Origin of the sequence: Pseudomonas sp. JBR1 (assembly GCF_028198185.1) — a bacterium.
Taxonomy (GTDB): Bacteria; Pseudomonadota; Gammaproteobacteria; order Pseudomonadales; family Pseudomonadaceae; genus Chryseomonas; species Chryseomonas oryzihabitans_E.
This window is the reverse complement of sequence record NZ_CP116340.1, coordinates 4,334,590-4,350,908: the sequence shown is the minus strand read 5'-3', so window position 1 is coordinate 4,350,908 and position 16,319 is coordinate 4,334,590. Positions and strand designations below refer to the sequence as shown.

Sequence of the window (16,319 nt, the reverse complement as noted above, 5' to 3'; positions counted from 1 at the left end):
TGCCGACCTCAGGTCCCCCGCGGCTTGGCTCGCGCCGTCGGTTCGGCGATCAGCGGATCGTCCGGCCAGTAGTGCTTGGGGTAGCGGCCCTTGAGGTCCTTCTTCACCTCGCCATAGGTGTTGGCCCAGAAGCTGGCCAGGTCCTGGGTGACCTGCACCGGACGCCGCGCCGGGGAAAGCAGGTGCAGCTTGACCGCCAGGCGTCCACCGGCGATGCGCGGGGTATCGGCCAGGCCGAACAGCTCCTGCAACCGCACCGCCAGCACCGGCGGGTGCTCGCCGTAGTCCAGGCGGATGTTGGAGCCGGAAGGTACCGCCAGGCTGCGCGGGGCCAGCTCGTCCAGCTGCCGCGGCAGCGGCCAGGGCAGCAGGCCCTGGAGCATGGCGGCCAAGTCCAGATTGGCGAAGTGGGCCAGGCGGGTGACGCGGTCCAGGTAGGGCAGCAGCCAGTCTTCCAGGCTGGCCAGCAGGGCCGCGTCGCTGACGTCCGGCCAGTCGCTCGCCTGCTTCTGCTGCAAGTCCAGCTGGCGCAGCAAGGCTACCCGCGCCTGCCACTGGCGCAACTCCGGCGTCCAGGGCAGCAACTCCAGGCCCTTGCGCCGCACCAGCCCCAGCAGCGCGCGGCTGCGGGCCGTGGCGTCCAGGTTCTTCAGCGGCTCGCGACTCAGCACCAACTGGCCGACCCGGCGCTGGCGCTCGGCGCGCAGGACGCCTTCGCGCTCGTCCCAGTCCAGTTCGTCGTGACTCACCACCTGCTCGGCCAGCGGCCCCTCGAACAGCGCCGGATCCAGTTCGGCGGCCAGGTAGATGCGCTCCTCGCGCTGCCCCTGGCGACTGCCTAGGTCGGCCACCACCAGCCAGGGCGACTTCATCAACCCATCCGGCTCGCCAAAGCTGGCGGCCCGGCCATTGGCCAGCCGATAGTCCTGGCCGCCGGCCTTGCGCTGCTGGGCGATACGATCCGGATAGGCGCAGGCCAGCAGGGCCCCGGTCCAGCGCGGGTGTTCGGGATCGGCCACCGGCCGCTCGGCCTTGCCACGCAGCAGGCCGCGGTACTGACGGACCAGCTGGCGAATGCGCGCCACCCCGCCGCGCGGGCCGCGCCCTTCGCCGGCCAGGAGCAGCAGACGGGTATGCAGGTCGGCGCCCTGCCCCGGCGCCAGGTCGCGCTCCCCCAACAGTGCGGCGATCTCGCAGGCGCGCTCGGCCAGGCACCAGGCCTGACCACGCAACAGCAGGTGCGCCAGCCGCGGATGGGCCGGCAGACCGCTCATGGCCTGGCCGTGAGGAGTGAGCACGCCCTGGTCGTCCAGGGCACCCAGGCGCATCAGCAGGTCGCGGGCCTGGGCCAGGGCCGCGGCGGGCGGGGGATCGAGCCAGGCCAGCTCCTCGGCGCTCATGCCCCAGCGGGCCAGTTGCAGCGCCAGCCCGGCGAGGTCAGCCTGGAGGATCTCGGCGCTGTCGTAGGCCGGCAATTGCTGGTGCAGTTCTTCCGACCAGAGTCGATAGCAGACACCCGGCTCCAGGCGGCCGGCGCGGCCCTGACGCTGGGTAGCCGAGGCGCGGGAGATGCGGCGGGTGGTCAGGCGGGTCATGCCGCTGCCGGGATCGAAGGCCGGCACCCGCGCCAGACCTGCATCCACCACCACCCGTACCCCTTCGATGGTCAGGCTGGTCTCGGCGATATTAGTGGCCAGCACCACCTTGCGGCTGCCCACTGGCGCCGGCTCGATGGCCGCCCGTTGGGCCGCCAGCTCCAGCTCGCCATGCAACGGGCAGAGCAGCACCGCAGCAGGCAAGTGATCCGCCAGCCGCTCGGCGGTGCGGCGGATCTCCGCCTGCCCGGGCAGGAACACCAGCAGGCTGCCAGTTTCCTCGTCCAATGCCTGCAGCACCGTGGCGGCCACCCGCGCCTCCAGACGCTCGTCCTGGCCGAGCGGTCGACTCCAGCGGGTCGTGACCGGAAACATCCGGCCTTCGCTACGCACCACGGGCGCATCACCAAGCAGCGCGGCCAGGCGCTCGCCTTCCAGGGTGGCGGACATCACCAGCACCTTGAGCGACGTATCGCGCAGCAGCTCGCGCCCGCTCAGGGTCAGCGCCAGGGCCAGATCGGCGTCCAGACTGCGTTCATGGAATTCGTCGAAGATCACCAGACCGACACCGTCCAGCGCCGGATCGTCCTGCAGCCGGCGGGTGAGGATGCCCTCGGTGACCACTTCGATGCGGGTGCGCGGCCCTACCCGGCTTTCCAAGCGGATGCGATAGCCCACCGTCTCGCCGACGCCTTCACCCAGCTCCGCGGCCAAGCGCTCGGCGGCAGCGCGGGCCGCCAGCCGGCGCGGCTCCAGCAGCAGGATGCGCTGACCGGCCAGCCAGGGTTCGTCCAGCAGCGCCAGGGGCACCCGGGTGGTCTTGCCGGCGCCGGGCGGCGCTTCCAGCACGCAGTCATCACGGCGGGCGAGGGCCTGGCGCAGGTCGGGCAGGACAACATCGATGGGCAAGGGCGTCATTGGGCACGGCCGGTGGTCTCAACGGGGCGGGCAGTATAAAGCGTCTCGCCCGCCGTGATTCCGGCCGCTATAGTGGCGGCCTCATCCAACCGGAGGTTGTCTATGTCGATGCGTACCCGCGCGGTGTGTGGCGTCCTCGCCGCCGCCCTGTTCACCCAGCTGACCGCTTGCGGCTCCCTGTTCTACCCCGAGCGCCGCGGCCAGATCACCGGCAGTGGCCGTATCGACCCGGGCATCGTTGCCCTCGATGCCATCGGCCTGCTGTTCTACATCATCCCCGGCCTGGTCGCCTTTGGCGTGGACTTCGCCACCGGTGCCATCTACCTGCCCGAGAACCGCCGTGCCGAGGTGGATCCGGCCGAGCTGAACAAGGCGGTCAACCCGGACGGCAGCGTCGATCGCGCACGCCTCAAGGCCATCATCCAGCAGGCCACCGGCCATAACCTGCCGCTGGACGACCCGCGCCTGCTGCAACGCAGCGGCAACACCGAACAGCTTGCCAGCCTGGGCCTCGCCCCGCACGCCTGATGAGCGATCCGCACCGCACCGAGCGGCTGTTGCGTCGCGCCACGGCCGCCTCGGTGGCCGTGGCGACGACGCTGATCCTGGCCAAGGCCGTGGCCTGGTGGTTCAGCGGTTCGGTCAGCCTGCTCGCCGGCCTGACCGATTCGCTGCTCGACGGCCTGGCCTCGGTGTTCAACCTGCTGGCGGTGCACTACGCCCTCAAACCGGCGGACGACGACCACCGCTACGGTCATGGCAAGGCCGAGTCCCTGGCCGGTATCGCCCAGGCGGTGTTTATCGGCGTTAGCGCCGTGCTCATCGCCTGGCAGGCCATCGGTCGCCTGCAACACCCCGAGCCCCTCGGCGCCCATGCCCTAGGCATCGCCGTCACCCTGTTTTCCCTGGCCCTGACTGCCATGCTGGTGGCCTACCAGCAGCACGTCATCCGCCTTACCGATTCCACGGTGGTCCGCGCCGACGCCCTGCACTATCGCTCCGACCTGCTGCTCAACGTCGGCATCCTGATCGCCCTGGCGCTGACCGGCTTCGGCTGGTACTGGCTGGATCCACTGTTCGGCCTGGCCATCGCCCTCTACATCCTCTGGAGTGCCTACGGCATCGCCCGTGACTCCTTTGGCGTGCTGATGGACCAGGAGCTGCCCGCCGACATCAGCGAGCACATGCTGCAGCTGGCCTGCCAGGTCCCCGGCGTGATCGGTGCCCATGACCTGCGTACCCGTCTCTCCGGCAATCACTGGTTCGTGCAACTGCATCTGGAGCTGCCGGGGCAGATGAGCCTGTCGCGCGCCCATGTGCTGTGCGACGAGGTCGAGGCGGCCATCTGCGCCGAATACCCCCAGGCCGAGGTGCTGGTCCACGCCGATCCGCTGGATGCGCCGGACGTCCCCCACCGTCATCCCCTGCCGCCCGCCACCTGAGCGGAACCCGGCGCCGCTGCGTTCTCTCGAATCTGCAAGCCTGATTCGGAGAGCGTTCCAGAGAGCGCCGGGAGATGACCATGAATACCCTGCACCCGGTCGCGCGCCTTGCGGACCTGCGTGAAGACCGCGGTACCGCGGTCGAGATCGAAGACACCACCATCCTGCTGCTGCGCGTCGGCGACGAGGTGCGGGCCTTTCAGGCCAACTGTCCCCATGCCGGCGCCCCGCTGGCCGAGGGTGCCGTCTGCCAGGGGCGGCTGGTCTGTCCCTGGCACAAGGCGAGCTTCGCCATGGATGACGGCAGCCTCTGCGAACCACCCGCGCTGGATGCCCTGCAGCGCTACCCGGTGGAGGTGCGCGATGGCGAGGTGCTGGTCGGTACCGAGCCACTGCCCGCACAAGCGGCCGAAATCCAGCGTGACGAGCGCCTGTTCGTCGTCGTTGGCGCCGGCGCCGCAGGCACGGCCGCCGCCGCTGCCCTGCGTGAGTTCGGCTTTGGCGGCCGCCTCGTGCTGATCGGCCAGGAACCGGGCGAGCCCTATGATCGCACCGCCCTGTCCAAATTCGTCCTCCAGGGCGACAAGGCCCCGGAAAAGGCTCCACCGCTGCGCGATGCCGACTTCTTCCGTCAGCAGCACGTCGAACGCCTGCACGCCGAGGTGGTGCGCCTGGATGCCCAAGTACGCCAGCTGGAACTGAGCAATGGCCAGACCCTGGACTATGACGGTTGCGTACTCGCCACTGGCGGCGAGCCCAAACCCCTGGCCGTGCCAGGCGCCAACCTTCAGGGCATCCACCTGTTGCGGACCCGCGCTGACGCGGCCGCCATCCTGGCCGACCTGCCCGACGAGGGCCGGGCGGTGATCGTCGGTGCCAGCTTCATCGGCCTGGAAACCGCCTCCGCCCTGCGCAAGCAGGGCCTGGCGGTGGACGTGGTCTCTCCCGCCTCCCTGCCCTTCGTCAAACAGATGGGCGAGACCCTGGGTCAGCACTTCAAGACCCTGCACGAGGCCAATGGCGTCACCTTTCATGCGCCCCACGAGGTGGTGGGCTTCGAAGGCGAAGGTCAGGTCCGGCAGGTCAGACTCAAGGACGGTACCCGTCTACCTGCCGATGTCGTGCTGGTAGGCACCGGCATCGCTCCGGCGACGGCTTTCCTCGCCAACCTGCCTCTGGCGGACGATGGCAGCATACCGGTGGATGCCCAGCTCAAGGCCGCGGAAGGCCTCTACGCCGCTGGCGACCTGGCCACCTTCCCCTATGCCGGCCGGCCCACCCGGATCGAGCACTGGCGCCTGGCCCAGCAGCACGGCCGCCTGGCCGCGCGTAACCTGCTCGGCCAGGCCGAGGCCTATGCCGACGTCCCCTTCTTCTGGACCCTGCACCACGGCAAGCGTTACGAATACCTCGGCCACCCCCGCCAGTGGGATGACATGCACCTCGACGGCAGCCTGGGTGACCAGACCTTCGTCGCCCTGTTGCTGGCCGAGGATCTGGTAGTGGGTGTAGTCGCCTGCCAACGAGAGCGTGCCACCGCGGTGCTGAGCCAGCTCATGCGGCAGCCTCTGCCGCGCGCTCGCGCCTTGGAGATTCTGGCCGTGCCTTGATCCGATCAGGACGCGCTCGGGTGACCGGGCATGTCCTCATTGGACGGATAGCCAGCTTCTAGGCGCTCAGTTCTTGCCATTGAACATGTCGGCGAACATCTGCTTGTGGGCGGCGTAGTAGTCGGCCACGACCTTGTCGGCGGAGCTCTCGCGCGCCTGCAGCATCAGCTGCTGCAAGTCGCCGTCTGGCAGATGGTAATGGGCGAAGAAGGTGGCGATCTTCGGATACTCGGCCGGAAAATCCTTGCGCGCGATGGCATGGATCTGCTCCGCCGTACCGAAGACGCCCTTAGGATCGTCGAGATAGCGCAGCTTCCACTTGGAGAACATCCAGTGCGGGCTCCAGGCGTTGATCACCGACCACTTGCCACGCTTCAGATTGCGATCCATCTCGGTGAGCATGCCGACTTCGGACGAGGCGACGATCTTGTAGCCCTTGAGCTGGTAGACGTCGAAGGCTTTCTCGGTGAGCTTGTACTGGCCATTGCCCACTTCCGAGGAGAGGATCTTGCCCTCGAGCTTGGCCCGCACCTCAGGCTTCTTCAGGTCCTCGACGCTGGAAAGTTCGCTCTTGGGAATGGAGTCGGGTACCGCCATGCCCAGCTTGCCCTCGTAGAGCACGCCCAGATCGGTGAGCTTGTCCTTGTGCTTGTCGACGAACACCGCATGGGTGGTAGGCAGCCAGACCATGGGAATGAGATCGATGCTGCCATTGGCCATGGCCTGGAACTGGATGCCAATGTCGGCCTGCACCATCTTCACCGGCAGCTTCAGCTGATCCTCGATGGCAGCCTGGGCGAGCTTCGCGGTGATTTCCGCATCCGACCAGTTGACCCAGCCGATGCGGACCGGTCCCTGGGCAGCGTGAATACCCTGGCTGGCGACTGTCAGGCCCAGCACGGCGACCAGACCCAGGACCTTGCGTTTGATGTTCTGTGCAACATTCATCAGCTCTATCTCCGGCGTTTGTAGTGTTGTTGTTGCTGGCAGTATCAAGTCGAAGAACGCGTTGTTGTTGAGAGGGGCCAGGCCTGCTTCCGCACGCCCGGGTCTTGAGGAGGGCCCGCTACAGCGCCCGTTCCAGGGCCGGCAGGGCTTCGAACAGATCGGCCACCAGGGTGTAGTCGGCTACCTGGGTGATGGGCGCCTCGCCATCCTGGTTGATGGCGACGATGACCTTGGAGCCGCTCATGCCCGCCAGATGCTGGATGGCGCCGCTGATCCCCACGGCCAGATAGAGGTCGGGCGCGACATGCTTGCCGGTCTGGCCCACCTGCAGGTCGTTACCCGCAAAGCCGGCATCCACGGCGGCACGGGAGGCCCCGACAGCGCCGCCCAGTCGATCGGCGACCCGCTCGACCAGGGCGAAATTCTCCCGACTGCCCAGGCCACGCCCACCGGACACCACCACGCGCGCACTGCCCAACTCGGGCCGTGCGCTGGTGCTGAGCACCTCGCTGACGAGACGACTCGCGGCCGGTGCCAGCGCCTCCTCCAGCCGCACGATCGGGCAAGGCGTCGCGCATCGCTCCGCCTCGGCGAAAGCGGACGCGCGCACGGTCAGGATTCGCACCTCATCGAGGGATTCGACGCAGGCGATGGCATTGCCGGCATAGATCGGTCGGCGGAACACCGTCTGGCTGTCGATGGCGATGACCTGGGCGATCATCCCGACATCCAGCAAGGCAGCCACGCGCGGCAGGACGCTGCGACCCTGGGTGCTCGCCTCGGCCAGCACATGCCCAGGACAGCGTCCCGCCAGCCTGGCGATCAGCTCGGCCAGGACTTCGGGCGCACACGACTCGGGGGCCTCGGCCACCAGCACCCGCTCCACCCCGGCGAAGGCTGCAGCCTGCTCTGCTGCGGCGCAAGCGCCCGGCCCGATCAGCAGTAGCTCGATCGGTTGCGTCAGCTCCCTGGCCGCCATGATGACGTTTGCCGTGGCGGCCTTGAGCTGGCCAAGGTGATGTTCAGCGACGATCAGACTGGACATCAGAGCACTCCTGCACGCTGTTTGAGGTGGCTTACCAGCTCGTCGACGGACTGGACCCGGATGCCCGCCGTCCGCTGGATCGGGGGCTGCACGCCCAGCAGGCGGGTGTGCGTTCTGGTCGCAACCCCCAGGGCCGTGCCATCCAGCACCTCCAGGGGTTTCTTCTTGGCCTTCATGATCGCCGGCAGCGAGGCATAGCGAGGCTCGTTGAGCCGCAGGTCGCAGGTCACGACGGCGGGCGAACGCAGCGCGACGGTCTGGCGCCCGCCATCGATCTCACGCTCGACGATCCATTCCCCTGCTGCATGGCTCAAGGCCGAGGCGCAGGTGGCCTGGGGCAGGCCGGCGAGCTGCGCCAGCATCTGGCCCGTCTGGCTGTTTTCCTGGTCGATGGCCTGCTTGCCGAACAGCAGCAGGTCTGGGCGCTCGCGCTCGACCACCCGGGCGAGCGCCTTGGCCACGTTGAGCGGCTCCAGGGGGCCTGGCAGCTCTACCAGCAGCGCTCGGTCGGCCCCCAGAGCCAAGGCCGTGCGCAACTGCTCCTGCGCAGCGTTACTGCCGACCGTCACCACCACGACCTCTTGGGCGACGCCCCTTTCCTTCAGGCGGATGGCCTCCTCGACGGCGATTTCGCAGAAGGGATTCAACGCCATCTTGACGCCGGTCAGCTCGACGTCGGAGCCGTCGGCCTTCACGCGAACCTTGATGTTCGGATCGATAGCGCGCTTCACCGCAACGAGCACTTTCATCGTCTCTCCTGGGGCTATTGAGGCCATGCCAACCACCGGCAATGGGCCAATCCTAGCCACAGCCCATCACCTTCGACAAGAGAAATGTACACGACAGATTTATTTGTTGACACACCTGTACATTGAATCCAGATTGAGCGAAAACACGCCTGATGTCGTTCGCCCGGAGAGCCCGAGATGTCCACCGATCCGCTCCTGCAGCCGTACCAGCTCAAGCACCTGACCCTGCGCAATCGCATCATCACCACCTCCCATGAGCCGGCCTATCCCGAGGACGGCATGCCCAAGGCGCTGTACCGGGCCTACCATGTCGAACGCGCCAAGGCCGGGGTCGCCCTGACCATGACGGCCGGTTCGGCGGCCGTCTCCCGCGACAGCCCGCCGGTGTTCAACAACGTGCTGGCCTGGAAGGACGAGGTAGTGGGCTGGCTGCGGGACCTGACGGACGAATGCCACGAGCATGGCGCCGCGGTGATGATCCAGCTCACCCACCTGGGCAGGCGCACCCGCTGGGACAAGGCCGACTGGCTGCCGGTGGTCTCGCCCTCCCATGAGCGCGAACCGGCGCACCGGGCCTTTCCCAAGCAGATCGAAGACTGGGATATCGAGCGCATCGTCAAGGACTACGTCGACGCCGCCGAGCGCATGAAGTACGCCGGCCTCGACGGTCTGGAGCTGCAGGCCTACGGCCATCTGATGGACCAGTTCTGGTCGCCGCTGACCAACACTCTGGACGGCCCCTATGGCGGCTCGCTGGAAAACCGCATGCGCTTTACCTTCGAGATCCTGCGCGGCATTCGCCAGCGTTGCGGCGAGGACTTCCTGGTGGGGATTCGCTACACCGGCGACGAGACGTTGCCAGGCGGTATCGATGCCAATGAAGGCATGACCATTTCCCAGTTGCTCAAGGACAGTGGCCTGGTGGACTTCCTCAACGTGATCCGCGGCCATATCGAGACCGATGCGGGCCTTACCGATGTGATCCCGATCCAGGGCATGCGCAACTCGCCGCACCTGGATTTCGCCGGCGAGATCCGCTCGGCCACCGGCTTCCCGACCTTCCATGCGGCGAAGATTCCCGATGTCGCCACCGCGCGCCACGCCATCGCTTCCGGCAAGGTCGACATGATCGGCATGACCCGGGCGCACATGACCGATCCGCACATCGTGCGCAAGATCATCGAGAAGCGCGAAGAAGAGATCCGCCCCTGCGTTGGCGCCAACTACTGCCTGGATCGCATCTACCAGGGCGGTGCGGCCTATTGCATCCACAATGCCGCCACCGGCCGCGAGACCACCATGCCCCACGACATCCCCAGGGCGGCGGTGCCGCGCAAGGTGGTGATCGTCGGCACCGGTCCGGCGGGGCTGGAAGCCGCCCGGGTAGCCGGCGAACGCGGGCACCGCGTCAAGGTGTTCGAAGCGGCCGATCGGCCGGGTGGCCAGATCCGCCTGACCGCCCAGAACGAAAGACGGCGCGAGATGATCAGCATCATCGACTGGCGCATGGCCCAGTGCGAACGCCTGGGCGTGGAGTTCGCCTTCAACACCTGGGTCGAAGCCGATACGGTGCTGGCCGAAGAACCCGACGTGGTGATCGTCGCCACCGGCGGCCTGCCCCATACCGAGATCCTCAGCCAGGGCAACGACCTCACCGTCTCGACCTGGGACATCATCTCCGGCGACGTCAAACCCGGGCGCCAGGTGCTGATCTTCGACGACGCCGGCGACCATGCCGCCCTGCAGGCCGCGGAAGTCATCGCCAAGAGCGGCGCTGGCGTGGAGATCGTCACCCCCGACCGCGCCTTTTCCGCCGAAGTCATGGCGATGAACCTGGTGCCCTACATGAGGACGCTGCAGGACCTCGACGTGACCTTCACGGTGACCTACCGGGTCGACCGGGTCGAGCGGCGCGATGGCAAGCTGGTCGCTACCTTCAAGAGCGACTACGGTCCCGTCCACAAGGAACGCGTGGTCGATCAGGTGGTGGTGAACCACGGGACGGTGCCGCTGGACGATCTCTATTTCGAGCTAAGGCCGCAGTCGAAGAACGATGGCGCCGTGGAGCACCAGGAACTGATCGCCGGCAAGCCGCAGAACATCGTCACCAACCCGGCCGGGCGTTTCCAGCTGTTCCGCATCGGCGATGCCGTGGCCGCGCGCAATACCCATGCGGCGATCTACGATGCGCTGCGACTGATGAAGGACCTGTAGCGCCGCCGCACGCCCTGCCCCGCCTCCGGATCGGGGGCCAGGGCGTGAGGACCGTCGCCCTAGTATTCGTCGGTTGTCGGCGCCTGCCGGAAGGTCTCGCTGAGCGGTACGAAGACTCCAGGCTCGGTCTCGGCATAGCCGAACTTGCCGAAGAAGCGGTCGAGCTCGCGTTGGGCAGGCCGCTCGCCGGTAAAGATGCTGGTGTAGTGCGGAATACGCCGGAAGCGCTCGGTCAGTCCCTCGTCGGTCTTCATGGAGATGTAGCCGATCTGCGTCAGGTACAGCGTGCGCGCCCGGGTGTCGGCCGCATCGGCGTCGTAGCCGAAGCGCCGGAACATGGTGGACAGCGCCGCCATGCGCGTGCGGTCGGCAGCGGCGATGGCCGCCGCCACCTCTTCGGACTGCAATGCCCAGCTGCGTACCGCGAACTCGAACTGGGAGTCGAACAGCGTGTTGTCCAACCAGCATTCGAAGACGTTGAGGATCGCCTCGGCGATGCTTTCCGCATAGCTTTCGCACTGCCGGATCAGGTTGCCGGTATTCTTGTCGCGCCAACGCTCGAGCAGTGCCGCCAGCAATTGCTCCCGATCCTCGAAAAACCAGTAGAAACTGGTTCGTGACAGCTTCAACCGTTTGGCGAGCGGCATCACCTTGACTCCGTCGATGCCGGACTCCTTCAAGGCCTCGTAGGCCGCCTCCAGCCAGCCATCGGCCGAACCCCGCCAGCCACTGTCCGCGTCCTTGTCCCGCGCCCTGCTCTGTCGCGCCATCGACCTCTTATCCCGTGCAATACTGTCCGGTAACTGTACAGCACCGCGCTTTTTCTGTGCACGAAGGTGAGTCCTGGCTTCTCGACGGTCATGGCCGTGTGAATCCGAGGCTGAAGACATGACCCTGGCGACCGCTCGCCCTCTGCTCAGGCTGGCTCCCATGCAGCGCTCCGAATCCATGCGACGTTCCAAGGGCTATCGCCGGCTCATTCCGTCCATGAACGCCCTGCTGGTGTTCGAGGCCGCCGCTCGCCTCGGCAGCTTCACCGTCGCCGCCCAGGAACTCGGCGTTACCCAGGCCGCCGTGAGCAAGCAGATCCGCTTTCTCGAGGAATTGCTGGATACCCGCCTGTTCCACCGCCTGCACAGGGCCATCCAGCTCACCCCCGAGGGCAGCGCGCTGTTTCTGGTCATGGGCGATTCGCTGCAGCGCATCGCGGCGACCTTCGACAAGATCCTCGATGGCCAGGCCGAGCATGAGATCGTCCTGGCCTGCACCAGCGCCTTCTCCCATCTGCGGATCATGCCCCGTCTGCCGGCCTTGCAGGCACTGCTGCCCGACCTCCAGTTGCGGCTGGTCCCACCGCTGCATCGCGAGGCCGACCTGGCCATCCGCTACGGCAACGGCAGCTGGGATGACGGGACGGCTACCCTGCTGTTCGACGAAGAGGTCTTTCCGGTCTGCGCACCCGAATGGCTGGCGAGCCATGCCGCGCCGCGCTCCATCGCGGACCTCTATCAGAGCCCGCTCATCGACTCGGATGCAACACTGGAAGGCTGGATGACCTGGAGCACCTGGTTCCGCGCCCTGGACCATACCCCACCGCGGCTGCGCATCGGCCTGCGCTGCACCCACTATGCCGATACCATCCGGGCGGCTACCCAGGGCCTGGGGATCGCCCTGGGCTGGAATCGCCTGGTCGCCCCCCTGCTGGCCGACGGCCAACTGATCAGGGTGACGGACTTCATCGTCAAGCCACGCGACGCCTATTACCTGGTGACACCCCATGGTCGCAAATCGGTAGCGGGCGATCCGCTGATTGCCTGGCTCCGAGAAGAGCCAGCCGTCTGCAGGCCGCTCTAGGCCAGGGTTCCTGGCATAACCCTGGCTCATGCCAGCTTAACAATAAAGCGCGTTGACCCCTTTCGGGGGCACTTCGATACTGCGGCCACACACCCCGGCCAACGTCTCCCTTGAGGTGCCCCATGGATAACGCCCCCGCCAAGAGCCATCGCGACCTGCTCGCCCAGCGCCAGCCGGGCCATGGTCTTCCTGGTGAGCTGTATGGCCGACCGGATGTCTTCGCGACCGACCTCGAGGTCTTCTACACCCGGCACTGGATCGTGGTCGGTGTCACCGCGGACATTCCCGAGCCGGGGGACGTCTCCACCCTGGACATCGGCAAGGCCTCGATCATCCTGGTACGCGACGACGACGAGAACATCCGGGCGTTTCGTAACGTCTGCAGGCATCGCGGCGCGCGGCTCAAGGAAGCGGGCAAATCCACCGTAGGCATGCTGGTCTGCCCCTATCACCAATGGACCTACGACCTCGACGGCCAACTGAAGCATGCCGCGCACATGGGCAAGGACTTCGACGCCAGCTGTCGCAGTCTCATACCGGTGGCCGTACGGGTGGTGGGTGCCCATATCCTGGTCTGCCTGAGCGACGAGTCGCCCCAGGACATCGACGCCCTCGCCACCGAGATGGCGCCACGCTTCGCCCCCTATGCCCTGCAGTACAGCAAGATCGCCTACGAGAGCGAGATCATCGAGAACGGCAACTGGAAGCTGGTGATCGAGAACAACCGCGAGTGCTATCACTGCGCCGCCGGTCACCCCGAGCTGAACGCCTCCTTCCTGCCGGACGACTTCGGCGTCTGTACCGACGGCATGAGTCCGGAATCGCTCCAGGCCCTGGCGGACTATCAGGCGAAGAACGCCCAGGCCCGTCAGAACTGGGAAGACCAAGGCCACCTCTGTGCCGCCGTCGAACACCTGGAAGAGGACAGCATCACCCAGTTCCGCTCGCAGCGCCTGGTCATCGCCAACCATGGCGAATCCCAGACCCTGACCACCCAGGTGGCCTGCACCCGCTTGCTGGGCGACCTGACGCGCCGCGACCTGGGCGATGTGCATTTCTGGACCCACAATTCCTGGACCCACGTCATGAGCGATCACGCCGTGGTGTCCTACATCATCCCGCTCGGACCGGACCAGACCCTGGTCAGGACCAAGTGGCTGGTCCATGCCGATGCCGTGGAGGGCGTCGACTACGACCTCCAGACCCTGACCGAGGTCTGGCAGGCGACCAACCTGCAGGACGCCGGACTCGTCGCCATCACCCATCGCGGCACCCAGGATCCCGCCTATGTGCCCGGACCTCTCTCCGCCTTCACCGAGACCTACGTCGAGCAATTCACCCGCTGGTACGCCGCGCGCCTTGCGGCCCACGGGGTGTGAGGAATGACCATGACCGCGCTCACCGCCTGTGCCCCCACGCAAGACAGCCGCTTCAATGAGGCCCAGACCTGGTCGGCATTTGGTGCATCCTGGAGCAGTGCCGAACGGAAGACCCTCGAATGCTGCGCCATTCGGGTCGAGACCGCCGATGTCAGGACCTTTGTCTTCCGTTGCCCTGACTTCGTCGCGTTAGCCTTCGAGCCTGGCCAGTTCATCACCCTGTCGCTCACCATCGATGGCCAGAGCCTGTCACGCTGCTACACGCTGTCCTCGACGCCGACCCGTCCCTTCAGCTTCGCCATCACCGTCAAGCGCGTGCCGGGTGGCCCGGTGTCGAACTGGCTGCACGATAATCTGCAAGTCGGCAGTCGCCTGCTGGCCACCGGCCCGGCAGGCATCTTCACCCCGGTAGGGCATCCCCAGCGCAAGCTGCTCTATCTGTCCGCTGGCTCGGGCGTCACGCCGCTGATGGCCATGACCCGCGCCGCCTTCGACCTGGGGAGCGATCCGGATATCGCCTTCGTCCACAGTGCCCGCACCCCGCAGGACATCATCTTCCGCGACGAACTGGCTCAGTTGCAGGCCGCGCAACGTCATCTCAAGGTGTTCGCCATCTGTGAGGCGTCCGGCGCCGAAGCGGACTGGCAGGGTCCGGTTGGCCGCCTGGATCTCGCCCTGTTGGAACGACTGGTACCGGACTTTCGCGAACGCGAGGTCTTCACCTGCGGCCCCCAGGGCTATATGGGCGCCGTCCAGCGGACCCTGCGCGAAGGGGGATTCGACCTCTCCCACTATCATCAGGAAAGCTTCACCATCGGCAGCCCGACGGCTTTCGTCGAGACAGTACCCACCACGGCCAGCGACGCCCTGTTCACCATCACCCTGGCCCGCTCGGGCAAGGTCTTCAGCATGCCGGGCGACCAGACCGTGCTCACCGCCGCCAAACGCGCCGGCGCCATCGTGCCCTCCTCCTGCGGCCAGGGTCTCTGTGGTACCTGCAAGACGGCCCTGCTCGACGGCCAGGTGGAGATGCAGCATGCCGGCGGCATTCGCCAGCGCGAGATAGATCGCGGGTTTCGACTGCTGTGCTGCAGCAAACCCACCTCCGATCTGGTGCTCGACCTATAGCGGTCGCCAGGCATCGCCAATGCGCCTGCATCGGTGCCCTTCAGCAGCACGAGCCAGGCGTCATCCCGGTATCCGACCACCATGTGACCGCCCGCCATCGGCACCCAGCGCAGTTGCCTGCCAGGCGCGCTGGGTGCTGAACTGACGATTGCTTCCAGCGTTTGGCTTCCGCGTAGAACTCCTGCGCGCCTGGACACCTCTCAACGTAAACGGCCAGGCCTGTGATCGACAGCGATCCAGCCAGAGGCCTTGAGAGATCCTGAGCCCCATGAGTGACCACATGCCCACTGCGCCTCGCCCCTATCGCGTCGGCCTGATCGCCGACACCCATGGCCTGATGCGCCCCCAGGCACTGGAGGCCCTGGCCGGCAGCGATTTCATCCTGCATGCCGGCGACATCGGCAAGCCCGAGATTCTCGATGCGCTACGCGAGCTGGCGCCCCTGGCCGTGGTCCGGGGCAACAACGACGACGTACCCTGGGCCGACGACATCCCCGAGCGCGTCACCCTGACCCTGGCCGACATCGGCATCCATATGCTGCATATCCTGCCGGAACTGGACCTGCAGACCGCCGGTGCCGCGGTGCGGGTGGTAGTCAGCGGCCACTCGCACAAGCCGCTGATCGAAGAGCGCGATGGCGTACTCTACGTCAACCCGGGAAGCGCCGGTCCGCGCCGCTTTCGATTGCCGATCAGCGTCGGCCGCCTGACCTTGGACGCCGGCCAGATCCAGGCCGAGATCCTGGAACTCACCCCCTGAAGGAACCCCGATGAGCATCTCCTACCACTCCTACGAACCCAGTCAGGGCCATGGCCTGCCCCATGATCCCTTCAACGCCATCATCGCGCCGCGTCCCATCGGCTGGATTTCCTCCCATAGCGAAAGCGGCGTGCTGAACCTGGCGCCCTACAGTTTCTTCAACGCCTTCAACTACAAGCCGCCGCTGATCGGCTTTTCCAGCCAGGGCTACAAGGACAGCGTGGCCAACATCGAGCGCACCGGTGAATTCGTCTGGAACCTGGCGACCCGCGAGCTGGCCGAGGAGATGAACGCCAGCAGCGCCATGGTAGGTCCGGAGGTGGACGAATTCGCCCTCGCCGGCCTGGAGCCTGCCCCCTCGACGATCGTCAAGGTGCCGCGGGTCGCCCGTGCCCAGGTAGCCTTCGAATGCAAGTTGAGCCAGATCGTGCGCCTCAAGACCGCCGCCGGCGACGAGCTGGACCAGTGGCTGGTGCTTGGCGAGGTGGTCGCCGCCCATATCGACCAGCGCCTGCTCAAGGACGGTATCTACCAGACTGCCGCGGCTCGTCCCATCGTCCGTGGCGGTGGCCCGGCCGACTACTTCGAGATCACCGAATCAGCGCTGTTCCGCATGCGCCGCCCCGACTGATCGACCAGCGTTGGAAGGCAAAACGGCGCCCTTGGGCGCCGTTTTT

The 16,319-nt window shown here is 66.7% G+C and carries 14 protein-coding genes; 9 read left to right on the top strand and 5 right to left on the bottom strand.

Annotated elements, in window-relative coordinates; all coding sequences use genetic code 11:
* Positions 1-8: 8 nt before the first annotated feature.
* Positions 9-2,513, bottom strand: coding sequence for an ATP-dependent helicase HrpB (gene hrpB, locus PJ259_RS20150; RefSeq protein ID WP_271653949.1), 2,505 nt, complete (start codon positions 2,511-2,513; stop codon positions 9-11).
* A 102-nt stretch (positions 2,514-2,615) separates the two neighbouring features.
* Here hrpB and PJ259_RS20145 point away from each other — a divergent pair, with 102 nt between their 5' ends.
* The 3 genes from PJ259_RS20145 (at position 2,616) to PJ259_RS20135 (ending at position 5,565) form a co-directional block, all read left to right on the top strand.
* A complete protein-coding gene (locus tag PJ259_RS20145; RefSeq protein WP_271653948.1) occupies positions 2,616-3,041 on the top strand; it encodes a polyribonucleotide nucleotidyltransferase in 426 nt (141 codons plus the stop codon).
* A complete protein-coding gene (locus PJ259_RS20140) occupies positions 3,041-3,955 on the top strand; it encodes a cation diffusion facilitator family transporter (protein ID WP_059313661.1) in 915 nt (304 codons plus the stop codon). The genes PJ259_RS20145 and PJ259_RS20140 overlap by 1 nt, the downstream gene beginning before the upstream one ends.
* An 80-nt stretch (positions 3,956-4,035) precedes the next feature.
* Positions 4,036-5,565: an apoptosis inducing factor family protein gene (locus tag PJ259_RS20135; protein ID WP_271653947.1), complete on the top strand. Its 1,530-nt coding sequence runs from the start codon at positions 4,036-4,038 to the stop codon at positions 5,563-5,565.
* A gap of 66 nt (positions 5,566-5,631) precedes the next feature.
* Here the strand turns inward: PJ259_RS20135 and PJ259_RS20130 are convergent, their stop codons facing one another.
* The 3 genes from PJ259_RS20130 to PJ259_RS20120 form a co-directional block, all read right to left on the bottom strand.
* A complete protein-coding gene (locus PJ259_RS20130) occupies positions 5,632-6,513 on the bottom strand; it encodes a glycine betaine ABC transporter substrate-binding protein (RefSeq protein ID WP_059313659.1) in 882 nt (293 codons plus the stop codon).
* Between the two features lie 118 nt (positions 6,514-6,631).
* A complete protein-coding gene (locus PJ259_RS20125) occupies positions 6,632-7,558 on the bottom strand; it encodes an electron transfer flavoprotein subunit alpha/FixB family protein (RefSeq protein ID WP_271653946.1) in 927 nt (308 codons plus the stop codon).
* Positions 7,558-8,307: an electron transfer flavoprotein subunit beta/FixA family protein gene (locus PJ259_RS20120; protein WP_271653945.1), complete on the bottom strand. Its 750-nt coding sequence runs from the start codon at positions 8,305-8,307 to the stop codon at positions 7,558-7,560. Before PJ259_RS20120 ends, PJ259_RS20125 begins: the two co-directional genes overlap by 1 nt.
* Before the next feature lie 177 nt (positions 8,308-8,484).
* On the opposite strand from PJ259_RS20120, the gene PJ259_RS20115 reads away from it, so the two are divergent.
* Positions 8,485-10,521 (top strand): NADH:flavin oxidoreductase, encoded by a 2,037-nt coding sequence (locus PJ259_RS20115; RefSeq protein ID WP_271653944.1) that lies wholly within the window; start codon positions 8,485-8,487, stop codon positions 10,519-10,521.
* A gap of 59 nt (positions 10,522-10,580) precedes the next feature.
* Here PJ259_RS20115 and PJ259_RS20110 read toward each other — a convergent pair whose 3' ends face one another.
* Entirely contained in the window at positions 10,581-11,291 is a 711-nt protein-coding gene (locus PJ259_RS20110; protein WP_271653943.1) for a TetR/AcrR family transcriptional regulator, read from the bottom strand.
* A gap of 160 nt (positions 11,292-11,451) precedes the next feature.
* Here PJ259_RS20110 and PJ259_RS20105 point away from each other — a divergent pair, with 160 nt between their 5' ends.
* The 5 genes from PJ259_RS20105 to PJ259_RS20085 all read left to right on the top strand — a co-directional run bounded on the left by PJ259_RS20105 (position 11,452) and on the right by PJ259_RS20085 (position 16,273).
* The gene (locus PJ259_RS20105; RefSeq protein WP_059313654.1) at positions 11,452-12,375 is read left to right on the top strand and encodes a LysR substrate-binding domain-containing protein; all 924 of its coding nucleotides are present in this window, start codon (positions 11,452-11,454) and stop codon (positions 12,373-12,375) included.
* Between the two features lie 122 nt (positions 12,376-12,497).
* Entirely contained in the window at positions 12,498-13,754 is a 1,257-nt protein-coding gene (locus PJ259_RS20100; RefSeq protein ID WP_271653942.1) for an aromatic ring-hydroxylating oxygenase subunit alpha, read from the top strand.
* Positions 13,755-13,763: 9 nt separating this feature from the next.
* Positions 13,764-14,882 (top strand): hybrid-cluster NAD(P)-dependent oxidoreductase, encoded by a 1,119-nt coding sequence (locus PJ259_RS20095; RefSeq protein ID WP_271653941.1) that lies wholly within the window; start codon positions 13,764-13,766, stop codon positions 14,880-14,882.
* Between the two features lie 280 nt (positions 14,883-15,162).
* Positions 15,163-15,642 (top strand): metallophosphoesterase family protein, encoded by a 480-nt coding sequence (locus PJ259_RS20090; protein ID WP_271653940.1) that lies wholly within the window; start codon positions 15,163-15,165, stop codon positions 15,640-15,642.
* A gap of 10 nt (positions 15,643-15,652) precedes the next feature.
* On the top strand, positions 15,653-16,273 hold the full coding sequence (locus tag PJ259_RS20085) for a flavin reductase family protein (RefSeq protein WP_059313650.1): 621 nt from the start codon (positions 15,653-15,655) through the stop codon (positions 16,271-16,273).
* Positions 16,274-16,319: the final 46 nt, after the last annotated feature.

Excerpts from the sequence above, each read along its gene's own strand:
- PJ259_RS20135 (WP_271653947.1), top strand. The coding sequence starts at position 4,036 with ATGAATACCCTGCACCCGGTCGCGCGCCTTGCGGACCTGCGTGAAGAC.
- PJ259_RS20095 (WP_271653941.1), top strand. The coding sequence starts at position 13,764 with ATGACCGCGCTCACCGCCTGTGCCCCCACGCAAGACAGCCGCTTCAAT.
- PJ259_RS20115 (WP_271653944.1), top strand. The coding sequence starts at position 8,485 with ATGTCCACCGATCCGCTCCTGCAGCCGTACCAGCTCAAGCACCTGACC.
- PJ259_RS20090 (WP_271653940.1), top strand. The coding sequence starts at position 15,163 with ATGCCCACTGCGCCTCGCCCCTATCGCGTCGGCCTGATCGCCGACACC.
- PJ259_RS20130 (WP_059313659.1), bottom strand. The coding sequence starts at position 6,513 with ATGAATGTTGCACAGAACATCAAACGCAAGGTCCTGGGTCTGGTCGCC.
- PJ259_RS20120 (WP_271653945.1), bottom strand. The coding sequence starts at position 8,307 with ATGAAAGTGCTCGTTGCGGTGAAGCGCGCTATCGATCCGAACATCAAG.
- PJ259_RS20100 (WP_271653942.1), top strand. The coding sequence starts at position 12,498 with ATGGATAACGCCCCCGCCAAGAGCCATCGCGACCTGCTCGCCCAGCGC.
- hrpB (WP_271653949.1), bottom strand. The coding sequence starts at position 2,513 with ATGACGCCCTTGCCCATCGATGTTGTCCTGCCCGACCTGCGCCAGGCC.
- PJ259_RS20110 (WP_271653943.1), bottom strand. The coding sequence starts at position 11,291 with ATGGCGCGACAGAGCAGGGCGCGGGACAAGGACGCGGACAGTGGCTGG.
- PJ259_RS20125 (WP_271653946.1), bottom strand. The coding sequence starts at position 7,558 with ATGTCCAGTCTGATCGTCGCTGAACATCACCTTGGCCAGCTCAAGGCC.
- PJ259_RS20145 (WP_271653948.1), top strand. The coding sequence starts at position 2,616 with ATGTCGATGCGTACCCGCGCGGTGTGTGGCGTCCTCGCCGCCGCCCTG.
- PJ259_RS20085 (WP_059313650.1), top strand. The coding sequence starts at position 15,653 with ATGAGCATCTCCTACCACTCCTACGAACCCAGTCAGGGCCATGGCCTG.
- PJ259_RS20105 (WP_059313654.1), top strand. The coding sequence starts at position 11,452 with ATGCAGCGCTCCGAATCCATGCGACGTTCCAAGGGCTATCGCCGGCTC.
- PJ259_RS20140 (WP_059313661.1), top strand. The coding sequence starts at position 3,041 with ATGAGCGATCCGCACCGCACCGAGCGGCTGTTGCGTCGCGCCACGGCC.